15 protein-coding genes are annotated in these 16,561 nt (G+C 35.9%); 7 read left to right on the top strand and 8 right to left on the bottom strand.

Annotated elements, in window-relative coordinates:
- Positions 1 to 9: 9 nt before the first annotated feature.
- Positions 10 to 1,608 carry a bacillithiol biosynthesis cysteine-adding enzyme BshC gene (gene bshC / locus EO766_RS00420; protein ID WP_287100605.1) on the top strand — a complete coding sequence of 533 codons (1,599 nt, stop codon included), beginning with the start codon at positions 10 to 12 and terminating at the stop codon, positions 1,606 to 1,608.
- On the opposite strand, the gene purE is transcribed toward bshC, so the two are convergent.
- Together purE and EO766_RS00430 are read right to left on the bottom strand one after the other, a co-directional pair.
- Complete coding sequence (gene purE / locus EO766_RS00425; RefSeq protein ID WP_218330424.1) at positions 1,605 to 2,126, bottom strand: 5-(carboxyamino)imidazole ribonucleotide mutase; 522 nt, start codon at positions 2,124 to 2,126, stop codon at positions 1,605 to 1,607. The genes bshC and purE overlap by 4 nt on opposite strands.
- Before the next feature lie 10 nt (positions 2,127 to 2,136).
- Complete coding sequence (locus EO766_RS00430; RefSeq protein WP_218330425.1) at positions 2,137 to 2,868, bottom strand: pyridoxine 5'-phosphate synthase; 732 nt, start codon at positions 2,866 to 2,868, stop codon at positions 2,137 to 2,139.
- A 178-nt stretch (positions 2,869 to 3,046) separates the two neighbouring features.
- On the opposite strand from EO766_RS00430, the gene EO766_RS00435 reads away from it, so the two are divergent.
- Positions 3,047 to 4,885 (top strand): UbiD family decarboxylase, encoded by a 1,839-nt coding sequence (locus tag EO766_RS00435; RefSeq protein WP_218330426.1) that lies wholly within the window; start codon positions 3,047 to 3,049, stop codon positions 4,883 to 4,885.
- A 4-nt stretch (positions 4,886 to 4,889) separates the two neighbouring features.
- On the opposite strand, the gene mgtE is transcribed toward EO766_RS00435, so the two are convergent.
- The gene (mgtE, locus tag EO766_RS00440) at positions 4,890 to 6,299 is read right to left on the bottom strand and encodes a magnesium transporter (protein WP_218330427.1); all 1,410 of its coding nucleotides are present in this window, start codon (positions 6,297 to 6,299) and stop codon (positions 4,890 to 4,892) included.
- Positions 6,300 to 6,382: 83 nt separating this feature from the next.
- Here mgtE and EO766_RS00445 point away from each other — a divergent pair, with 83 nt between their 5' ends.
- On the top strand, positions 6,383 to 6,766 hold the full coding sequence (locus tag EO766_RS00445) for an SET domain-containing protein (RefSeq protein WP_068244815.1): 384 nt from the start codon (positions 6,383 to 6,385) through the stop codon (positions 6,764 to 6,766).
- A gap of 71 nt (positions 6,767 to 6,837) precedes the next feature.
- On the opposite strand, the gene EO766_RS00450 is transcribed toward EO766_RS00445, so the two are convergent.
- From EO766_RS00450 to EO766_RS00465, 4 genes are read right to left on the bottom strand one after another with little or no spacing between them, the layout of a single operon-like run.
- Positions 6,838 to 8,121 (bottom strand): TolC family protein, encoded by a 1,284-nt coding sequence (locus tag EO766_RS00450; RefSeq protein ID WP_074420862.1) that lies wholly within the window; start codon positions 8,119 to 8,121, stop codon positions 6,838 to 6,840.
- A 56-nt stretch (positions 8,122 to 8,177) separates the two neighbouring features.
- The gene (locus EO766_RS00455; protein WP_074420861.1) at positions 8,178 to 9,764 is read right to left on the bottom strand and encodes a DHA2 family efflux MFS transporter permease subunit; all 1,587 of its coding nucleotides are present in this window, start codon (positions 9,762 to 9,764) and stop codon (positions 8,178 to 8,180) included.
- A gap of 9 nt (positions 9,765 to 9,773) precedes the next feature.
- Complete coding sequence (locus tag EO766_RS00460) at positions 9,774 to 10,820, bottom strand: HlyD family secretion protein (RefSeq protein WP_074420860.1); 1,047 nt, start codon at positions 10,818 to 10,820, stop codon at positions 9,774 to 9,776.
- Positions 10,821 to 10,840: 20 nt separating this feature from the next.
- Positions 10,841 to 11,467 (bottom strand): TetR/AcrR family transcriptional regulator, encoded by a 627-nt coding sequence (locus tag EO766_RS00465; protein ID WP_074420859.1) that lies wholly within the window; start codon positions 11,465 to 11,467, stop codon positions 10,841 to 10,843.
- Between the two features lie 124 nt (positions 11,468 to 11,591).
- Here EO766_RS00465 and EO766_RS00470 point away from each other — a divergent pair, with 124 nt between their 5' ends.
- The 3 genes from EO766_RS00470 to EO766_RS00480 all read left to right on the top strand — a co-directional run bounded on the left by EO766_RS00470 (position 11,592) and on the right by EO766_RS00480 (position 14,808).
- Entirely contained in the window at positions 11,592 to 12,959 is a 1,368-nt protein-coding gene (locus tag EO766_RS00470; RefSeq protein ID WP_074420858.1) for a GH1 family beta-glucosidase, read from the top strand.
- Positions 12,960 to 12,967: 8 nt separating this feature from the next.
- Positions 12,968 to 14,227 carry a peroxiredoxin family protein gene (locus EO766_RS00475; protein ID WP_287100606.1) on the top strand — a complete coding sequence of 420 codons (1,260 nt, stop codon included), beginning with the start codon at positions 12,968 to 12,970 and terminating at the stop codon, positions 14,225 to 14,227.
- A gap of 116 nt (positions 14,228 to 14,343) precedes the next feature.
- Positions 14,344 to 14,808, top strand: coding sequence for a hypothetical protein (locus tag EO766_RS00480; RefSeq protein ID WP_074420857.1), 465 nt, complete (start codon positions 14,344 to 14,346; stop codon positions 14,806 to 14,808).
- Positions 14,809 to 14,865: 57 nt separating this feature from the next.
- Here EO766_RS00480 and EO766_RS00485 read toward each other — a convergent pair whose 3' ends face one another.
- Positions 14,866 to 15,336, bottom strand: a complete 471-nt coding sequence (locus EO766_RS00485) for a Dps family protein (RefSeq protein ID WP_074420856.1) — start codon at positions 15,334 to 15,336, stop codon at positions 14,866 to 14,868.
- A gap of 351 nt (positions 15,337 to 15,687) precedes the next feature.
- Between EO766_RS00485 and hisG the strand changes: the two genes are divergently transcribed.
- The gene (gene hisG, locus EO766_RS00490) at positions 15,688 to 16,551 is read left to right on the top strand and encodes an ATP phosphoribosyltransferase (RefSeq protein WP_074420348.1); all 864 of its coding nucleotides are present in this window, start codon (positions 15,688 to 15,690) and stop codon (positions 16,549 to 16,551) included.
- The last annotated feature ends 10 nt before the right edge of the window (positions 16,552 to 16,561 follow it).

Consider the following 16,561-nt stretch of genomic DNA (forward strand, 5'->3'; position numbering starts at 1 on the left):
TATTCATACATGGAAGCACAGTATAGTTATTTACCTATTGAGTCCACCGGTTTTTTTTCTAAAATTGCAGTAGAGTATGTTCAACAACATGAAGGTTTAAGCCCTTTTTATCAACACTCCGTTTCAATAGAAGGCATTCAGGCAGCCATTCAGGCGCGGCAACAAACTATCAATCATCGCCAATTATTGTATGATGTTTTAGTGGAACAATCTGCAGGTTTATCACTTACAACTCTGCAGCAAAATAACTTGCAGGCTATTCTGAGTGAAAATACCTTTACCATTACAACGGCCCACCAACCCAATATTTTTACCGGCCCATTGTATTTTATTTACAAAATTATACATGCTATTCAGCTGGCTGATTATTTAAAAGTACAATTACCCCAATATCATTTTATTCCATTTTATTATATGGGTAGTGAAGATGCTGATTTGGATGAATTAGGGACAATTACAATTGATGGGAAACAACTTACCTGGCAAACCAAACAAACAGGTGCAGTAGGCAGGATGAAGGTAGATCAGTCTTTTCTGCAACTGATAGCGGAAATAAAAGGACAAATTGATGTATTGCCACATGGTAAGCAATTAAGCACTTTATTCGCCAATGCTTATACGTTAGGTAAAACAATACAGCAGGCTACTTTGGAACTGGTGCATACTTTATTTGCTAATTTTGGTTTGCTGATATTAATACCCGATAATGCCCGTTTAAAAAAAGTATTTGAACCGGTTATCATTAAAGAATTGTCCGAACAATTTTCGCATCAGGCAGTGGAAGCTACTATCCGCGAAATGCAGCAGCATTATCCCATTCAAACGCAAGGGCGCACCATTAATTTATTTTATTTGATGGATACCTATCGGGAACGTATTGAATGTGAAAACAATGTATTTGTTGTAAAAAAAGCCGGCTTGCAATTCAGTAAAGAAGCCATATTGGAAGAACTGCAGCAGCATCCCGAACGATTTAGTGGAAATGTTATTTTAAGGGGGTTATTTCAGGAAACTGTGTTACCCAATATTGTTTTTATTGGTGGCGGTGGCGAATTGGCTTATTGGTTAGAATTAAAGCGGGTTTTTGAATCGGCAGGCGTGCCTTATCCTATGTTATTGTTACGCAATTCGTTTGTTTTAATACAAGAACGTCAGTTGGAAATATGGCGTTCGTTGCAATTTAGTGTAGAAGATTTATTTAAACCGGTATTGCATTTGCAAAATGAATATGCAAAAAGACATAGCGATTATTCTTTATCATTAAATGATGAGATAGCGCAAATCAGAGCTATTTATGCGCTCATTTCGGCGCATGCTGCTAAAGCAGATAGTGCTTTAACTACACATGTTCAGGTATTACAGCATCGGGCCATTGAAAAAATTGAACAATTAGAGAAAAAGATGGCAAGAGCAGAAAGGCGAAAATATGCAACTGATATGCAACGAATTGCCAACATTAAAACACAATTATTTCCTAATAATAATCTGCAGGAGCGTGTGGAGAATTTTTCTGTATTATATGGAAAACATGGCCCTGAATTATTTCATCATATTTATGCAGCTTCAAAATCATTTGGGCAGCAAATGGGCATTATTGCAATGTCTTAAATATCAAACTGATTTACCCAGTCTGATTTTATTTTAGAAATTTTTTCTTTTATTTCCTGTTCTAACTGAATTTTATATTGTTCTACCAAAGTACCTGTAATGGGTTCAAAAGTACCAATTATTTCTGCGGCCAAAATACCGGCATTTTTTGCAGCATTTAAGGCAACTGTGGCTACCGGCACACCGTTGGGCATTTGGAGAATGGATAAAATAGAGTCCCACCCATCTATTGAGTTAGATGATTTGATGGGTACGCCAATAACCGGCAATGGCGTAATGGCAGCCAGCATACCGGGTAAATGAGCAGCTCCGCCGGCGCCTGCAATAATAATTTTTAATCCCCTTTGTTTTGCTTTTTGTGCATACTCAACCATGCGCAGCGGTGTTCTGTGTGCCGAAACAATGGTTAATTCAAATGGAATTTTAAATTGTGTCAATATATCTGCAGCAGCCTGCATTACGGGCAAATCGCTGTCGCTTCCCATTACAATACCTACTTTAATGTTTCCTGTTTCCATATCATTTTTTTTATACTGCAATTTGTAATTGCCGTTTATATAGTTGAATGGTGTTTTCAAAACCCAAATACAATGCATCGCAAATTAAGGCATGGCCAATGCTCACTTCATCCAAATGCGAAATATGTTGCCTGAAATAGTGAAGGTTATATAAATCTAAGTCGTGCCCTGCATTAATACCCAAACCTAAGGTGGACGCTAATTTTGCAGCTGACTGATAAGGTTGAATAGCCATTTCCTTTTTTCCTGCAGCAAATTCACGGGCATACATTTCTGTATACAATTCAATTCTGTCGGTATTGGTTTTGGCTGCGGCTTCTACCATTTTTAAATCCGGGTCTATAAAAATTGATACCCGGATTCCTGCCTTTTTAAATGTGCCGATGATATCTATTAAAAAATCTTTGTGTTGAATCGTGTCCCAGCCATGGTCGCTGGTTAATTGTTTTGTGGCATCGGGTACTAATGTTACCTGATCTGGTTTAGCAGCCAGCACCAGCTCAACAAACTTTTGTTCAGATGGGTTTCCTTCTATATTAAATTCAGTAGTAATTACTTTTTTAATATCCAACACATCCTGGTAAGTAATATGCCGTTCATCAGGTCGCGGATGCACAGTAATACCTTCTGCACCAAAAAGCTGTGCATCGATAGCTACTTTGACTACATTGGGATTATTGCCACCCCTGGCATTGCGTAAAGTGGCAAATTTATTAATATTGACACTTAACCGTGTATTCATACAACTGAGTTATTTTATGCAAAGTAATTATAAAAAATGCAATGCCGCAATATTGGTCAGTATTGAATATTTTCTTTAATTATGTTGAAAGTAAAGAAGTTGAATTACTGTATGGTTCATTTGAAAACTACAGTAACTTCGCATAGAACTTTGTAAAAGAGCAATTGTTCTTACTGTTATGTCGTATGCCACATTAGAAGCCTGCATCAATGATTTAGAAAAAAATGGTCACTTAGTGCGTATTAAAGAAGCCGTAGACCCCAATTTGGAGATGGCTGCTATTCATTTAAGAGTGCATGCTGCAGGTGGGCCGGCATTGTTGTTTGAAAATGTAAAGGGTACACCGTATAGAGCTGCTTCCAACATTTTTGGAACAGTGGAAAGAAGTAAATTTATTTTTCGAGATACTTTTCAATTGGTACAACAGTTAATTGAGCTGAAAGATAATCCCATTAAAGCACTACAATCACCTTTTAAATATTTATACACCGGATGGGCTGCATTGAAAGCATTGCCCTTAAAAAATCCCATTCTAAAGCCGGTATTAGCTAATCAAATTCAAATCAGTGATTTGCCGTTAATACGGCACTGGCCCAATGATGGCGGGGCATTCGTTACGCTTCCGCAAGTGTATACGGAAGATGTTGAACAACCTGGCATTATGCATGCTAATCTTGGCATGTACCGCATTCAATTAACAGGGAATGATTATGTATGGAATAAAGAAATTGGGTTGCATTATCAATTACACAGAGGTATTGGTATTCATCAAACAAAAGCCAATGCAAAAGGCGTTCCATTAAAAGTAAGCTGTTTTGTGGGTGGCCCGCCGGCACATAGTTTGGCAGCAGTAATGCCATTACCAGAGGGCATAAGCGAAATGGTTTTTGCAGGGGCATTGGGTGCCAGAAGATTTCGTTATACCTATGTAGATGGATTTGCCATTAGTACTGATGCTGATTTTGTAATTACGGGTGAAGTAATGCCGGGAGAAAACAAACCGGAAGGACCATTTGGTGACCATTTAGGTTATTATAGTTTGAAACATCCATTTCCTGTAATGAAAGTGCATAAGGTATTTGCAAAGAAAAATGCCATTTGGCCATTTACGGTTGTAGGCAGGCCACCACAGGAAGATACCAGTTTTGGAGCATTAATTCATGAACTTACCGGTAATGCTGTTACAAAGGAAATTCCGGGTGTGCGTGAAATTCATGCAGTGGATGCTGCAGGTGTACATCCATTGTTGCTGGCTATTGGCAGCGAAAGATATACGCCATTTAATCCTGCCAGAGAGCCTGCGGAAATTTTAACCATTGCCAATCATATTTTGGGAACCGGCCAATTGAGTCTGGCTAAATTTTTATTCATTACTGCTGATGATACCAAACAGTTAACTACATCTAACGTACCTGAATTTATGCAGTTTGTAATGGAGCGAATTGATTTTACCCGGGATGTGCATTTTTATACCAATACCAGTATTGATACATTGGATTACAGCGGAGCAGGATTCAACAAAGGCAGTAAGGTAGTATTTGCTGCATACGGAAATCCAATTAGGCGCTTATGCACTGAGGTGCCTGTTCAATTAAAAGAACTCCATTCTTTTGAAAATGCGCAACTGGTAATACCCGGGGTTATTGCCATAACAGCACAGCCTTATACAGATACAGATGCAGCAAAACAAACTTTAGAAATTTTAGAAACACAACTCAAAGAGAGATGGAATACATTGTCTGATGTGGCTTGTATTGTATTCTGTGACAGCAGTGTATTTACTGCGGCTACCCTCAACAATTTTTTGTGGGTTACCTTTACGCGTTCCAATCCATCGCATGATATACATGGTATTGGTGCCTTTATTGAAAACAAACATTGGGGTTGCAAAGGACCATTGGTAATTGATGCACGCATTAAACCACATCATGCTCCTCCGGTTGAAGTATTGCCGGAAATCCAAAAAAAAATCGATCCGATTTTTGCAAAAGGCGGAAGTTTATATGGAATTGTATAAGCTGTTACAATAATATGCCTCTTAAAAAAAGATAGGCTACACTGAAATAAATAATCAGACCGGTAACATCCACCAATGTTGCCACAAAAGGCGCGGAAGAAACTGCAGGGTCGGCCCCCAATTTTTTAAGCAGCATAGGCAACATTGAGCCGGATAGGGTTCCCCATAAAACTACTCCAATTAAACTTACCCCAACCGTAAATCCAATTAACAACCAGTGGGTACCATATAAGTTCTGAATAATGCCATGCTGCATTAAAACATGCCAGGATGCAATTCTGATAAAACCAATGAGTCCCAAGATACTTCCTAAAATAATTCCACTGCTAATTTCTCTGCGCATTACCCGCCACCAGTCGGTTAAAGAAACTTCGCCCACTGCCATTGCCTGAATAATAAGGGTAGAGGCCTGCGAGCCGCTGTTGCCGCCACTCGACATAATGAGTGGAACAAATATGGATAAAACAACAGCTTTTTCAATTTCATCGGCAAAATAGGCCATCGCTGTTGCAGTTAGCATTTCACTTAAAAATAAAACGATAAGCCATCCTACTCTTTTTTTGATGAGTTTTAAAAAAGAGATATCCAAATAAGGCTCATCTAATGCCTCCGTTCCACCTATTTTTTGTATGTCTTCACTAAATTCTTCATTGGTTACCCAAAGTATATCATCAATGGTAACAATACCCAATAAAATATTATTGTCATCCACTACCGGTAAAGCTACCCGGTTATTCATTTTAAAAATTTTACCGGCATATTCCTGATCGTCATGTACATTCAATGTAATGACTCTTCCATCCATAATTTCTGAAACCAAAGCGTTGGGTACTGCCAATAAAATATCCTTAATACGTATATCATCTAATAATTCCCCTTTGTGGTTAATGACATAAATCACATCAATGGTTTCGCTATTCTTGGCAAATTTTCGGATAGTAGCAAAAACTTCTTCTATGGTATTGTATTCATATACATACACATAGTCGGGTGTCATTAAGCGGCCTACAGAATCTTCCGGATAACCTAATAAAGCCAATGTAATTTTTCTTTCTTCTGGATTGAGTAGTTTAATTAAATCGCGAATAATATGATTGGGCAATTCTGCTAAAAAAGCAGTTCTGTCATCGGGTGGCAATTCATTCAGTAATTCAGCAGTTTTGGCAGGTGGTAAGGTTTTAATAATGTCTTTCTGTTGCGCAATATCTAAAATTTTAAAAACATTGATGGCTCGGTGAATAGACATGTTAGAGAGGATGGTAGCCTCTTCATCCGGAAATTGGTTTACCAATTCAACAACATCGCTGATATGCAGGTTATTTAAAAAATAGGAAAGCCCTTCTTTGTTATCAGATTGCAAATAATGCAAGAATTGGTCTTCTTTGGAAATATTTTTTTTTGAAATTTCAGCCATATTGCAATTTAAGCCTTTAACAGAGGAAGAAAAAATTTGAGATACTGAATTCTGCTAACTTCGCCTGCATTAGTGAATAAGAAATGATATTACCAGATTTAATCATAGCACCCTCCCCAAAAGGAGGGAGAGGAGTATTTGCTTTAGCCGTTATACCATCCGGAACCATTATTGAAATTTCACCGGTGTTGGTTTTTAGTAAACAGGAACGTTTGATTGTAGAGCAAACTTTGTTATATAATTACATTTTTGAGTGGGGTAGGTCGCGGAAGCTGGCAGCATTAGGGTTAGGCTATCTATCTTTATACAATCATGATTATGATGCTAATGCTGATTATACGATGGATTTTGAAAGCGCATTAATGACGATTACTACTGTAAAAAAAATTAATAAAGGCGATGAGATTTTTATTAATTACAATGCAAATCCAAATGATACAACAAAAATTTGGTTCGATGCAAAATAATTTGATACAGTTATAAAAAGGGGCTGTAAGAATACAGCCCCGTAATTCACCAAAACCCAACTATAAAAAAATTACCAATACTTATAGCCAATTAATCGTGCTAATTCAATTTTAGCCAGGCATAATTGGTATTCATATTGCAATCTGGTTAAAGCAGCCCTTTGCACGTTGGTACTGGCATTGGTTAACTCTAAATTGGTGCCTGTACCATTTAAAAACCGGGAAGCGGCTAATTTTTCTGCATATACAGCTTCTTCAATTTGTCCGGTTGTATTTTGAATTCGTTCCATATTACTTTTAATATCGGTAAGGGCTTGCTGTATATCTTTTCGATAATTATTATTTAATGTTTCCTGTGCCAATTCATTTTGTTTTACAATATTTTGTGCCAGTTTAACCTGCTGTTTGGTTTTACCGCCATTATAAATAGGAATGGTGATTCCAACACCTGCAACATAATTAAAACGGGGATTTTCAACTTCAGGAACATATCCATTTTTGTAACCTGCTGCTGCCTGTAAACCTACTATTGGTTTATTGGAAAGTTTGGCAATATTTACATCGCTTAAAGCCTCTTTTATTTTATCTTTCATAATAACAAAATCCATATTGGTGGCTTGTGCAATGCTGATTAAATCATCAATATTATTGGTAGCTGTTAAATCAAAATCGAATGTTGTTCCATTTTCAAAATTGGTGCCGGTAGTATATGCCAGTAAATTTAGTTGCTTTTGTAATGAATTTAGAAGATCAACTTTTCTGTTTTGTTCATTATCAATTGCGGCTTGTATATTCATTACATCAATTTTAAGTGCATCGCCATTTTTTAATTTTGCATCTACTATTTTTTTATTGTCATTTAAAAACTTTAAAACACTATCCTGAATTGCAATTGCTTTTTTCAAATAAACCATATTATAATAAATAATGGAAACCTGATTGGCTAATTGCGATTTTACATTTGCAAGATTATGTGTGGCAGTTTGCAATTCATCTTTCGATTTTTCAATATTGGCTTTCAATCTTCCAAAATCAAATAATGCATATTGCGCATTCATACTGGCATTCATACTGTTAACAGGCGCAAACTGAAAATCGGTACCACCTAATGGGATGGTGATTTTTGGTTGTACATATGCATAACTGGCATTACCGGTAATTTCCGGCATATTATTCAGTTTGGTAAGTTCTAATTTTTGTTGTGCAGTACTAATGGTATTATTTACTTCTTTTACTTTGGGATAAAAAGTAAAAGATTGATTAATCAAATTTTTTAATTCTGTGTTTACCTGCACTTGTGCCTGGCAAAAAACAGCTATTAAAGTAAATAATATTAAAAAATTATATTTTTTCATCTTTCCTTATTTTAATTCAATTGTTATGGTACGTTTAAACAATACTGGATGTTGACTTAATGCGCTTCACTGGCTGCTTTCATCATCGCTGCTTTCTCTGCTGCATTTTGTTTTTTTACTCTTAAAAATGCCACTAAAGGAATTACCATTACAAAAAATATAGCAATTAATCTAAACGTATCCAGATAAGCTAAGTAATAGGATTGCCTTTCTACTGAAGCATTGATAAAACCATAAGCCTGATGGGTTGCATCCTGTAAACTGGCGCCTGTTTTACTGATTAAATCCTGTGCAATGATTTGCACACGCTGTAATAGTAAAGGAGAACCTGATGGCATATTACTTACCAAATCACTCCTGTGTTGTGCATATTGGTGTGATATATAATTGTTGGCCATGGCAATACCAAATGCGCCACCTAATTGCCGGATCATATTATTTAATGAAATACCTGCAGCATAATCTTTGGGTTCAAGTCCGGCTACTGCCTGATTAATAAGTGGTAATTGTACCATTGAAATGCCAATTGCTCTCAATAATAATGGTACAAAGAAGTCCCATTTACCTACATCCGAACTTACTTCTGAGGTTAATACACTATAAGCTGCAAACAGTAAAAAACCTGCTACAACAAATGGAATGGGTGATACGCCTTTACTCATTATTTTTCCTACAATGGGCAGCATTACGACAGCAGCAAGTGTAGGGGGCAGTAGTGAAATGCCGGTATCGTATGCAGTAAAACCCAATATACGTTGTGCCAATACCGGATATACAAATACAGAAGTAAATAATCCCAATCCTGCAACGAAAGTAAAAATGGTGGTAAATGCCAGATTACGATTACCCAATACCCTTAAATTAACAGCAGGTTCTTTAATACTTAACTCATAAATAATAAAGCCTATTATACCTACCACTGCAATAACAGAACATATACGTATGGCAGAACTACTAAACCAATCATCTGCTTCACCCCGTTCCAATACAAATTGTAAACAGCCAATACCTGCTGCCAGCAATAGTATACCGTTGTAATCGATATGTATGGATTTTTTCTTTTTCCCTTCGCCTTCCTTTTTTTCAATAAAGTAGAAAGTAAGCATGGTAGCAATAATGCCAATAGGAATATTAATCATAAAAATCAGAGGCCAGGAAGCGTGGTCTATAATATATCCGCCAAGTGTTGGCCCCAGCGTTGGCCCCAGTACAATACCCATCCCAAACAATCCGGAAGCAATTGGGCGATCCTGTGGTTCAAATGCATCAAATAAAATGGCTTGGGAGGTAGATAGTAGCGCTCCACCTCCAATGCCCTGCACAAAGCGCCAAGCAATAATTTCAACCAGCGAGGAAGATTGGGCGCACATGTACGATGCTGCTGTAAAAATGATCATGGATACCAGATAATAATTTTTACGGCCAAAATATTCGGCTAAAAATCCGGTTAGGGGAATAATAATTACGTTTGCTATGGCATAAGAAGTAATTACCCAGCTAATATCTTCTATACTTACGCCCAAACTTCCACTCATATCATTTAAAGCCACATTTACAATAGATGTGTCAATTAATTCCATTACGGCTGCTGTAACGGTAGTTAACACAATAATGGTACGGGCAAATCCTTTTGGTGTAGCCATGAATTTTTTTTATTTGTTATTAGCAACTACATATACACTTAAACCGGCCCTCAATAAATCTTTGAATTGATCAATATTGTCGAAATTTATTTTAACAGGCACACGTTGGGTAACTTTTACAAAGTTGCCGCTAGAATTATCTGGAGGAAGCAAGGCAAATTTGGCACCTGTAGCATCACTTAAATTGGCAATGGTTCCTGTAATTTTTAAATTCGGATAAGCATCTATATTAATTTCAACTCTTTTGCCCCTATATAAATGGCGAAGCTGGTTTTCTTTAAAATTGGCCACTACCCAATAAGTACTATTGTCAACAATCGAAAACAATGGGGTGCCCTCTTGCACAAACTGGCCTTCGCTAACATTTCGTTTGCCAATTTTCCCCGATTGTGGCGCAAAAATTTTAGTGTAAGTTAATTTAAGTTTTTGTTGGTCAATTTTTGCTTGTTGCACAGCAATAGATGCTTCGGCTTTTTCAACTGATGCTCTTAACACAGCCAGTCTGCTATCGGCCGCATTATAATCTCTATGCGAGTTTTGATATTGCTGAAGTGCTGTTTCATAATTGTACTGTGTGTCGTCTAATTGTTTTTTGGTAATGGCTTCAGCTACAAATAAATTTTTATCTCTATTCAAATCCTGTTGCGCTTTCTTCAGTCTTAATTCGCTTAAGTCAATATTCCCTTTGTTTACTTTTAAAGTAACCAATGCATTATTTAAAGTAGCTCTGGCATTTACAATATCTATTTTTGTTTGAGCCAAAGTAGCCTCCATTTCTTTCAGTTGCAACAATAAATCTGCATCATCAATTTCTGCTACCAATTGTCCGGCTTTTACACTGTCATAATCTCTTATATACAATGTTTTAATATAACCTGAAATCCTGGGTAAAACAGGGGTAATTTGCCCCTCAACCTGAGCATCGTCGGTAGTTTCATGGGTTAGTGCAAATTTTATTTTATCGAAAATAAAATACCCTGCTATCAATAAAACCGCAATGAGTATAATTAATCTGATGGGTGATTTTTTCTTTTGTTCCTGTGCTTGCTGTTCCATGTATTTTGATGATTTATTTTTTATGATTGTAATAATGTAGAATGAACCATTTGTTGAATGTGTGTAACGAGTCGTTTCCTAAAATGTTCATCGGAGTAAGGATTAAAATCTTTATTACTTTCTCTGAAAATATATACACAACAAATTTGTTTCGATTTCAGTACCTGATTAATGGTACCGATAATGCTGGCAAAAAGGAGAGGAGCATCTACCTTTTTAAATACTTTTTTTCGAATACCTTTTTCAATAATTTTTGTAAAATTGTTGATGTTCTGCGTTACTATTTCAATCACTTTCTTATGCAAATCTTTTCGCTGCGAAACCAGCATTTCCTGTTCCATCACCTTATGAAAATCTGGATAGGATAAAAAGCGATCTACATAAGCTTCTATAATTAAATCAATTTTTTCAATTTCACTAAGGTTTTTATCATTTTCCAAATCCTCAATACGACCCCTTATATAACGAACCTTTTCTTCTACTATGGCTTCGAACAATTTCTCTTTTGAACCAAAATAGTAGTTTACCATAGCAAGATTCACTTCTGCTTTCTGTGCTAAATCACGAATTGAAGTGCCCTCAAATCCCTTTTCTGAAAAAAGGGAAATGGCGGTTTGTATAATCAATTCCTTCTTGTCTATACTCATAGTGTAACTATTAAAATGCAAATTTTAAACAAATGTTTGATTTAAACAAACGTTTGATTTATTTTTATCAAATTTTAATGTGTATATCAAAATAATCATGGAATTTTAGGACATTCAAACTAATATGTATACACCTACATCTACATCGTTCAATGCAGCTGATTTTGGTTCTGATTTTTTATGGGGCATTGCCATTGCAGCCGCACAAAATGAAGGTGCTCATAATTTATATGGACGCGGCCCTTCCATTTGGGATCAGTTTGCAATTCGTAGCGGAAAAATTAAGGGGAATGCCAAACCTGATGAGTGTTGCGATTTTTACCACCGTTATAAAAATGATTTGCAGTTGGTAAAACAGATGGGATTTAAAGTATTTCGTTTTTCAATTTCCTGGAGCCGAATTATACCGAATGGAACCGGTTCTGTGAATAAAGAAGGAATTCATTTTTATCATCATGTTATAGATGAATGCATTGCTTTAGGGTTAACACCCTGTATTACGCTCTATCATTGGGATTTACCATTGGCATTACAAAAGGAGGGTGGATGGACTTCTCATTCCTTACTAAAATGGTTTACAAAATATGTTACGGTTTGTATGCACGAATATGGCAACAAAGTAAAGCAGTGGATTATTCTGAATGAACCAATGGGCTTTACCTCATTGGGATATATGCTGGGTAAACATGCACCAGGAAAATCGGGTATACAACAATTTTTTGCTGCTGTACACAATGCAGTATTGGCTCAGGCTGAAGGCGGCAGAATTGTTCGTGCAATGGTGCCGGACGCAATGATTGGAACCACATTTTCGTGCAGTGAAGTTGTACCGGCTTCAGAAAAAAAAGAAGATATTGTGGCATCCAAAAAAATTGATATTTTATTTAACCGATTATTTATTGAACCTGCCTTGGGTATGGGTTATCCTTCGGATGATTTTATTTTAATGGATCGATTGCACCTATATACCAAAGCATGGAAATATACGGAAAGGATGAAATTTGATTTTGATTTTATCGGCCTTCAAAATTATTTTCCCGTTACGGTAGCCCATCAGGCTATGATTCCTTATGTGCAGGCTATTGAGGTGAAAGCTGCCAAACGTAAAGTACCGCATACTGATTTAGGCTGGGAAATTAATGCAAAAAGTTTTTATAATATTTTAAAACAGTTCGCAGATTATCCGAATGTAAATAAAATGATTATAACTGAAAATGGTGCCTGCTTTAAAGATAAACTGCACAATGGTATGATTCATGATGTGCAGCGTATTGCATATTTTAAGAGTTATTTAAGGACACTGTTACAAGCAAAAAAAGATGGAATACCTATAAAAGGATATTATGTATGGACATTAACCGATAATTTTGAATGGTCAGAAGGTTTTCAGGCTCCATTTGGGTTGGTGCATGTTGATTTTAAAACGCAACAACGTACCATCAAAAATTCAGGTTTCTGGTGGCAGCAATTTTTATTGAACACAAATCAATGATTAAAACAATGATTAAAGCAATAATGCAAAACGAGCAACGAAAATTCATTTTAATTTTTCTTTTCATTACTTTTTTTGTTACACAACAAGTAAATGCCCAAAGTATTTGGACTGCAGGTATGAAACGTCCGGATGGGAATACTATAGTATTTAATTTTCAATTAGCTACCCTGCAGCACAAAACCGTTTTGTATCTGTTAAATGGTTCGGATAAATTTTTGGTGGACAGTGTTCAATTCAGAAACGATTCTGTTTTTATACAGATGCCCGTATTTGAATCGCAGTTTAAAGCCAAAGTACTGGCACCTGATTTATGGCAGGGGGTTTGGAAAAAAGGAACCTCTGCAATACCTGTTGAATTACCTTTTACAGCAACGGTTCAACCAGATAAATTTCAACAAACAAGCCCTGCTTCCGCTAATTTATCGGGCAGATGGCAGGTAACATTCACCAGACCCAATGGAACTTTACGGCCTGCCATTGCCGAATTTAAACAAACCGGTAATATTATAACGGGCACATTCTTAACACCCAGTGGCGATTACAGATACCTGAGCGGAATTGTAACCGGCGATACATTAAAGCTCTCTACTTTTGATGGAGGCCATGCTTATCTTTTTCATGCCATTGCTGAAAACGACAGCATTTTAAAAAATGGCTTTTTTTATTCTGATGCTACGGCTACTGAAAAATTTTCTGCTGTTAAAAACAGAAACGCACAATTGCCCGATTCAATTGCTGCCACTTATATGAAACCCGGTGAAACAACATTGCATTTTACTTTTCCCGATTTAAATCATCATCCGGTTTCTTTGCAGGATGCTGCGTTTAAAAATAAAGTAGTGGTTTTGCAAATTATGGGTTCCTGGTGCCCTAACTGCATGGATGAAACACAATTTCTCAGTAAGTTTTATGATGCCTATAAAGATAAAGGCGTTGCAGTAATTGCTTTGGCTTATGAATTGAGTACTGACTTTAACCGATCAAAAGCCAGTCTTGAAAAATTTCAGCATCGGTTTAATGTACAATATCCCATTTTAATTACAGGCGCTGCGGTAAATGATAGTTTGAAAACAGAGAAAACTTTACCGGCTTTACAGTCCATTAAAGTATTTCCAACGCTTATCTTTATTGGTAAAGATGGGAAAGTTGCCAAAATAGATACCGGCTTTTATGGCCCGGGTTCAGGTGAATATTATAAAAAATTTCAGGAAGATTTTGAACATACCATACAATATTTGTTGCAGCAAAATAGTACTACAGAATAATTCTAAGTATTTGTGAAATTTTAAGCAACGGATTGTAACTTTATCTATCAACATTTCCGGGTATATAAAATAATGTAAATAATTATTTCATTCATTCACTAAAACTGTATTGCTATATGAAAACAATTCGTCAATTTTTAATTGCTATACTAATTATTGCAGCACTTACTGCATTGTATATTGGATTTAGCTTAATCAACGATTCCAGTGGCCGTTCATTAGGATTGTCATACGATGATTTACAAGGCACTCCATTTTCATCTTATAGCACACCGGGTTGGTTATTGGTTGTTTTTATTGGCTTGGGAAGCCTGATTGCAGCCTGGAGCTGCATACAGCATATTGCATTTCATCCTATTCTTGTTATGGCAGAAGGAATTATTTTTGCTATTTGGATTATAATACAAATTACCATTACCGGTAACATTAATTTCCCTATTATTTTGTTTGCATTGTTTGCACTTGCCCTTATTTTATTAGGCAATCTGTTACGCAAAAAAATGTTACAACCTACGCACCACCCACCACAAACCCACCAACACAAGCATCGCGGTAAAAAAACAGCTTCACATAAAAAGTAGTTTCACAAAAAAACCGGGTAGTGTCCCGGCTTTTATGCGCTAAAATTGCTTCAACTTTTATTTAAGATAACTTCTTACAAACCATGCCCATTTTTCGTGCATTTTCAACAAACCGGTTAAAAAATCTGCATTTCCCAAATCCTTGTATTCGTCAGAAAATAAAACAATATCGTTGCGTAAACTGCGAATCATGGTTTCGTGATCATTCAACAAATTTTCTAATTGTTTCTTTTGGTTATTGGTATATTCTTCTTCCAATAAGTTGGTTAAGGCTAAAAAATCTTTTAATCTTCCTTCAGCATAATGGCCCAACATTCTTACCCTTTCTGCAATTTCATCAATTATTTCATCAATACCATTGTACATATCCTCATAAAACTTGTGCATTTCCATAAAATTACTGCCTTCAATATTCCAATGACAATTTCGTACTTTGGTGTATAGTACATATTCATCGGCCAATATCTGGTTTAATTTTTTGGCTGCTGATTGTGCATGTTGATCGTTGATTCCAATATTTGCTTTCATAAATTTTATTTTTAATGGTTCCTTACAAATTTATTGAATAAATTGAAATATCTTGTTATAAGATTGCTATATTTTGCAACTATCATTCATTGCAATGGTTATTGTTCAATTTATAACACCGGTGTTTGAGTTTTTTCAAAAAAAAATTTCTCTATTCCAATCAATGCCTTAGCTTTGCAGCGAAATAAAAAACAAATGAATTTAAATAACGTATACATGCATCATCATACACTGCCACCTTTGTAAGCAGATGATGTTTTGTGTTTATACTTTCCATAACATTAGAAGCTTACTCCGGTAAGCTTTTTTTATTTTACAAACCTTGACAAATAGGTGAAAAACAAAAATGATATGCAAAACGAAAAATTAAAATTGGCTATTCAAAAAAGTGGAAGACTACATGATGATTCAATGAAATTATTGAAAGAATGTGGTATTGATATTACCAATGGTGTAAATAAATTAAAAACCGAAGCAAGTAATTTCCCGATTGAAGTATTTTTTCTGAGAGATGATGATATACCGCAATATGTAGAAGATGCTGTTGCAGATATTGGATTTGTTGGTGAAAATGTGGTATATGAAAAAAATAAAAAAGTAGCGGTGGTTGAAAAATTAGGATTTGGTAAATGCCGTTTGTCTATTGCCGTTAAAAAAGGTGATGTGTATGCAGGCCCCGAATATTTACAGGGTAAAAAAATTGCAACCAGTTATCCCGTTTTATTACAACAATACTTACAACAAAAAAATATCGATGCCGAAATACATGAAATTAGCGGCAGTGTTGAAATTGCGCCGGGAATTGGTTTAGCAGATGCTATTTGTGATTTGGTAAGCAGCGGTTCAACTTTATTTATGAATGGATTGGCAGAATCGGAAGTAATTTTAAATTCACAGGCAGTATTAATTCAAAATGAACAATTGCCACAGCACAAACAACAATTACTGAACAAATTATTGTTTCGTATACAGGCAGTAAAAAAAGCTAAGAATAACAAATACGTTTTATTAAATGCACCCAACCATAAATTAACTGAAATCATTGCTTTGTTGCCGGGTATGAAAAGCCCAACGGTACTGCCTTTGGCAGAACAAGGGTGGAGTAGTGTGCATAGTGTATTAAGTGAAAATCAATTTTGGGATATTATTGAACAATTAAAAAATGCCGGCGCTCAGGGCATTTTAGTAGTACCCATTGAAAAAATGATTATTTAAATAAATTTTA

This window comes from Hydrotalea sp. AMD, assembly GCF_004100315.1.
Lineage (GTDB): Bacteria > Bacteroidota > Bacteroidia > Chitinophagales > Chitinophagaceae > Hydrotalea > Hydrotalea flava.

Coding starts and splice junctions, on each gene's coding strand:
- bshC (WP_287100605.1), top strand. CDS start 10: ATGGAAGCACAGTATAGTTATTTACCTATTGAGTCCACCGGTTTTTTT.
- purE (WP_218330424.1), bottom strand. CDS start 2,126: ATGGAAACAGGAAACATTAAAGTAGGTATTGTAATGGGAAGCGACAGC.
- EO766_RS00430 (WP_218330425.1), bottom strand. CDS start 2,868: ATGAATACACGGTTAAGTGTCAATATTAATAAATTTGCCACTTTACGC.
- EO766_RS00435 (WP_218330426.1), top strand. CDS start 3,047: ATGTCGTATGCCACATTAGAAGCCTGCATCAATGATTTAGAAAAAAAT.
- mgtE (WP_218330427.1), bottom strand. CDS start 6,299: ATGGCTGAAATTTCAAAAAAAAATATTTCCAAAGAAGACCAATTCTTG.
- EO766_RS00445 (WP_068244815.1), top strand. CDS start 6,383: ATGATATTACCAGATTTAATCATAGCACCCTCCCCAAAAGGAGGGAGA.
- EO766_RS00450 (WP_074420862.1), bottom strand. CDS start 8,121: ATGAAAAAATATAATTTTTTAATATTATTTACTTTAATAGCTGTTTTT.
- EO766_RS00455 (WP_074420861.1), bottom strand. CDS start 9,764: ATGGCTACACCAAAAGGATTTGCCCGTACCATTATTGTGTTAACTACC.
- EO766_RS00460 (WP_074420860.1), bottom strand. CDS start 10,820: ATGGAACAGCAAGCACAGGAACAAAAGAAAAAATCACCCATCAGATTA.
- EO766_RS00465 (WP_074420859.1), bottom strand. CDS start 11,467: ATGAGTATAGACAAGAAGGAATTGATTATACAAACCGCCATTTCCCTT.
- EO766_RS00470 (WP_074420858.1), top strand. CDS start 11,592: ATGTATACACCTACATCTACATCGTTCAATGCAGCTGATTTTGGTTCT.
- EO766_RS00475 (WP_287100606.1), top strand. CDS start 12,968: ATGATTAAAGCAATAATGCAAAACGAGCAACGAAAATTCATTTTAATT.
- EO766_RS00480 (WP_074420857.1), top strand. CDS start 14,344: ATGAAAACAATTCGTCAATTTTTAATTGCTATACTAATTATTGCAGCA.
- EO766_RS00485 (WP_074420856.1), bottom strand. CDS start 15,336: ATGAAAGCAAATATTGGAATCAACGATCAACATGCACAATCAGCAGCC.
- hisG (WP_074420348.1), top strand. CDS start 15,688: ATGCAAAACGAAAAATTAAAATTGGCTATTCAAAAAAGTGGAAGACTA.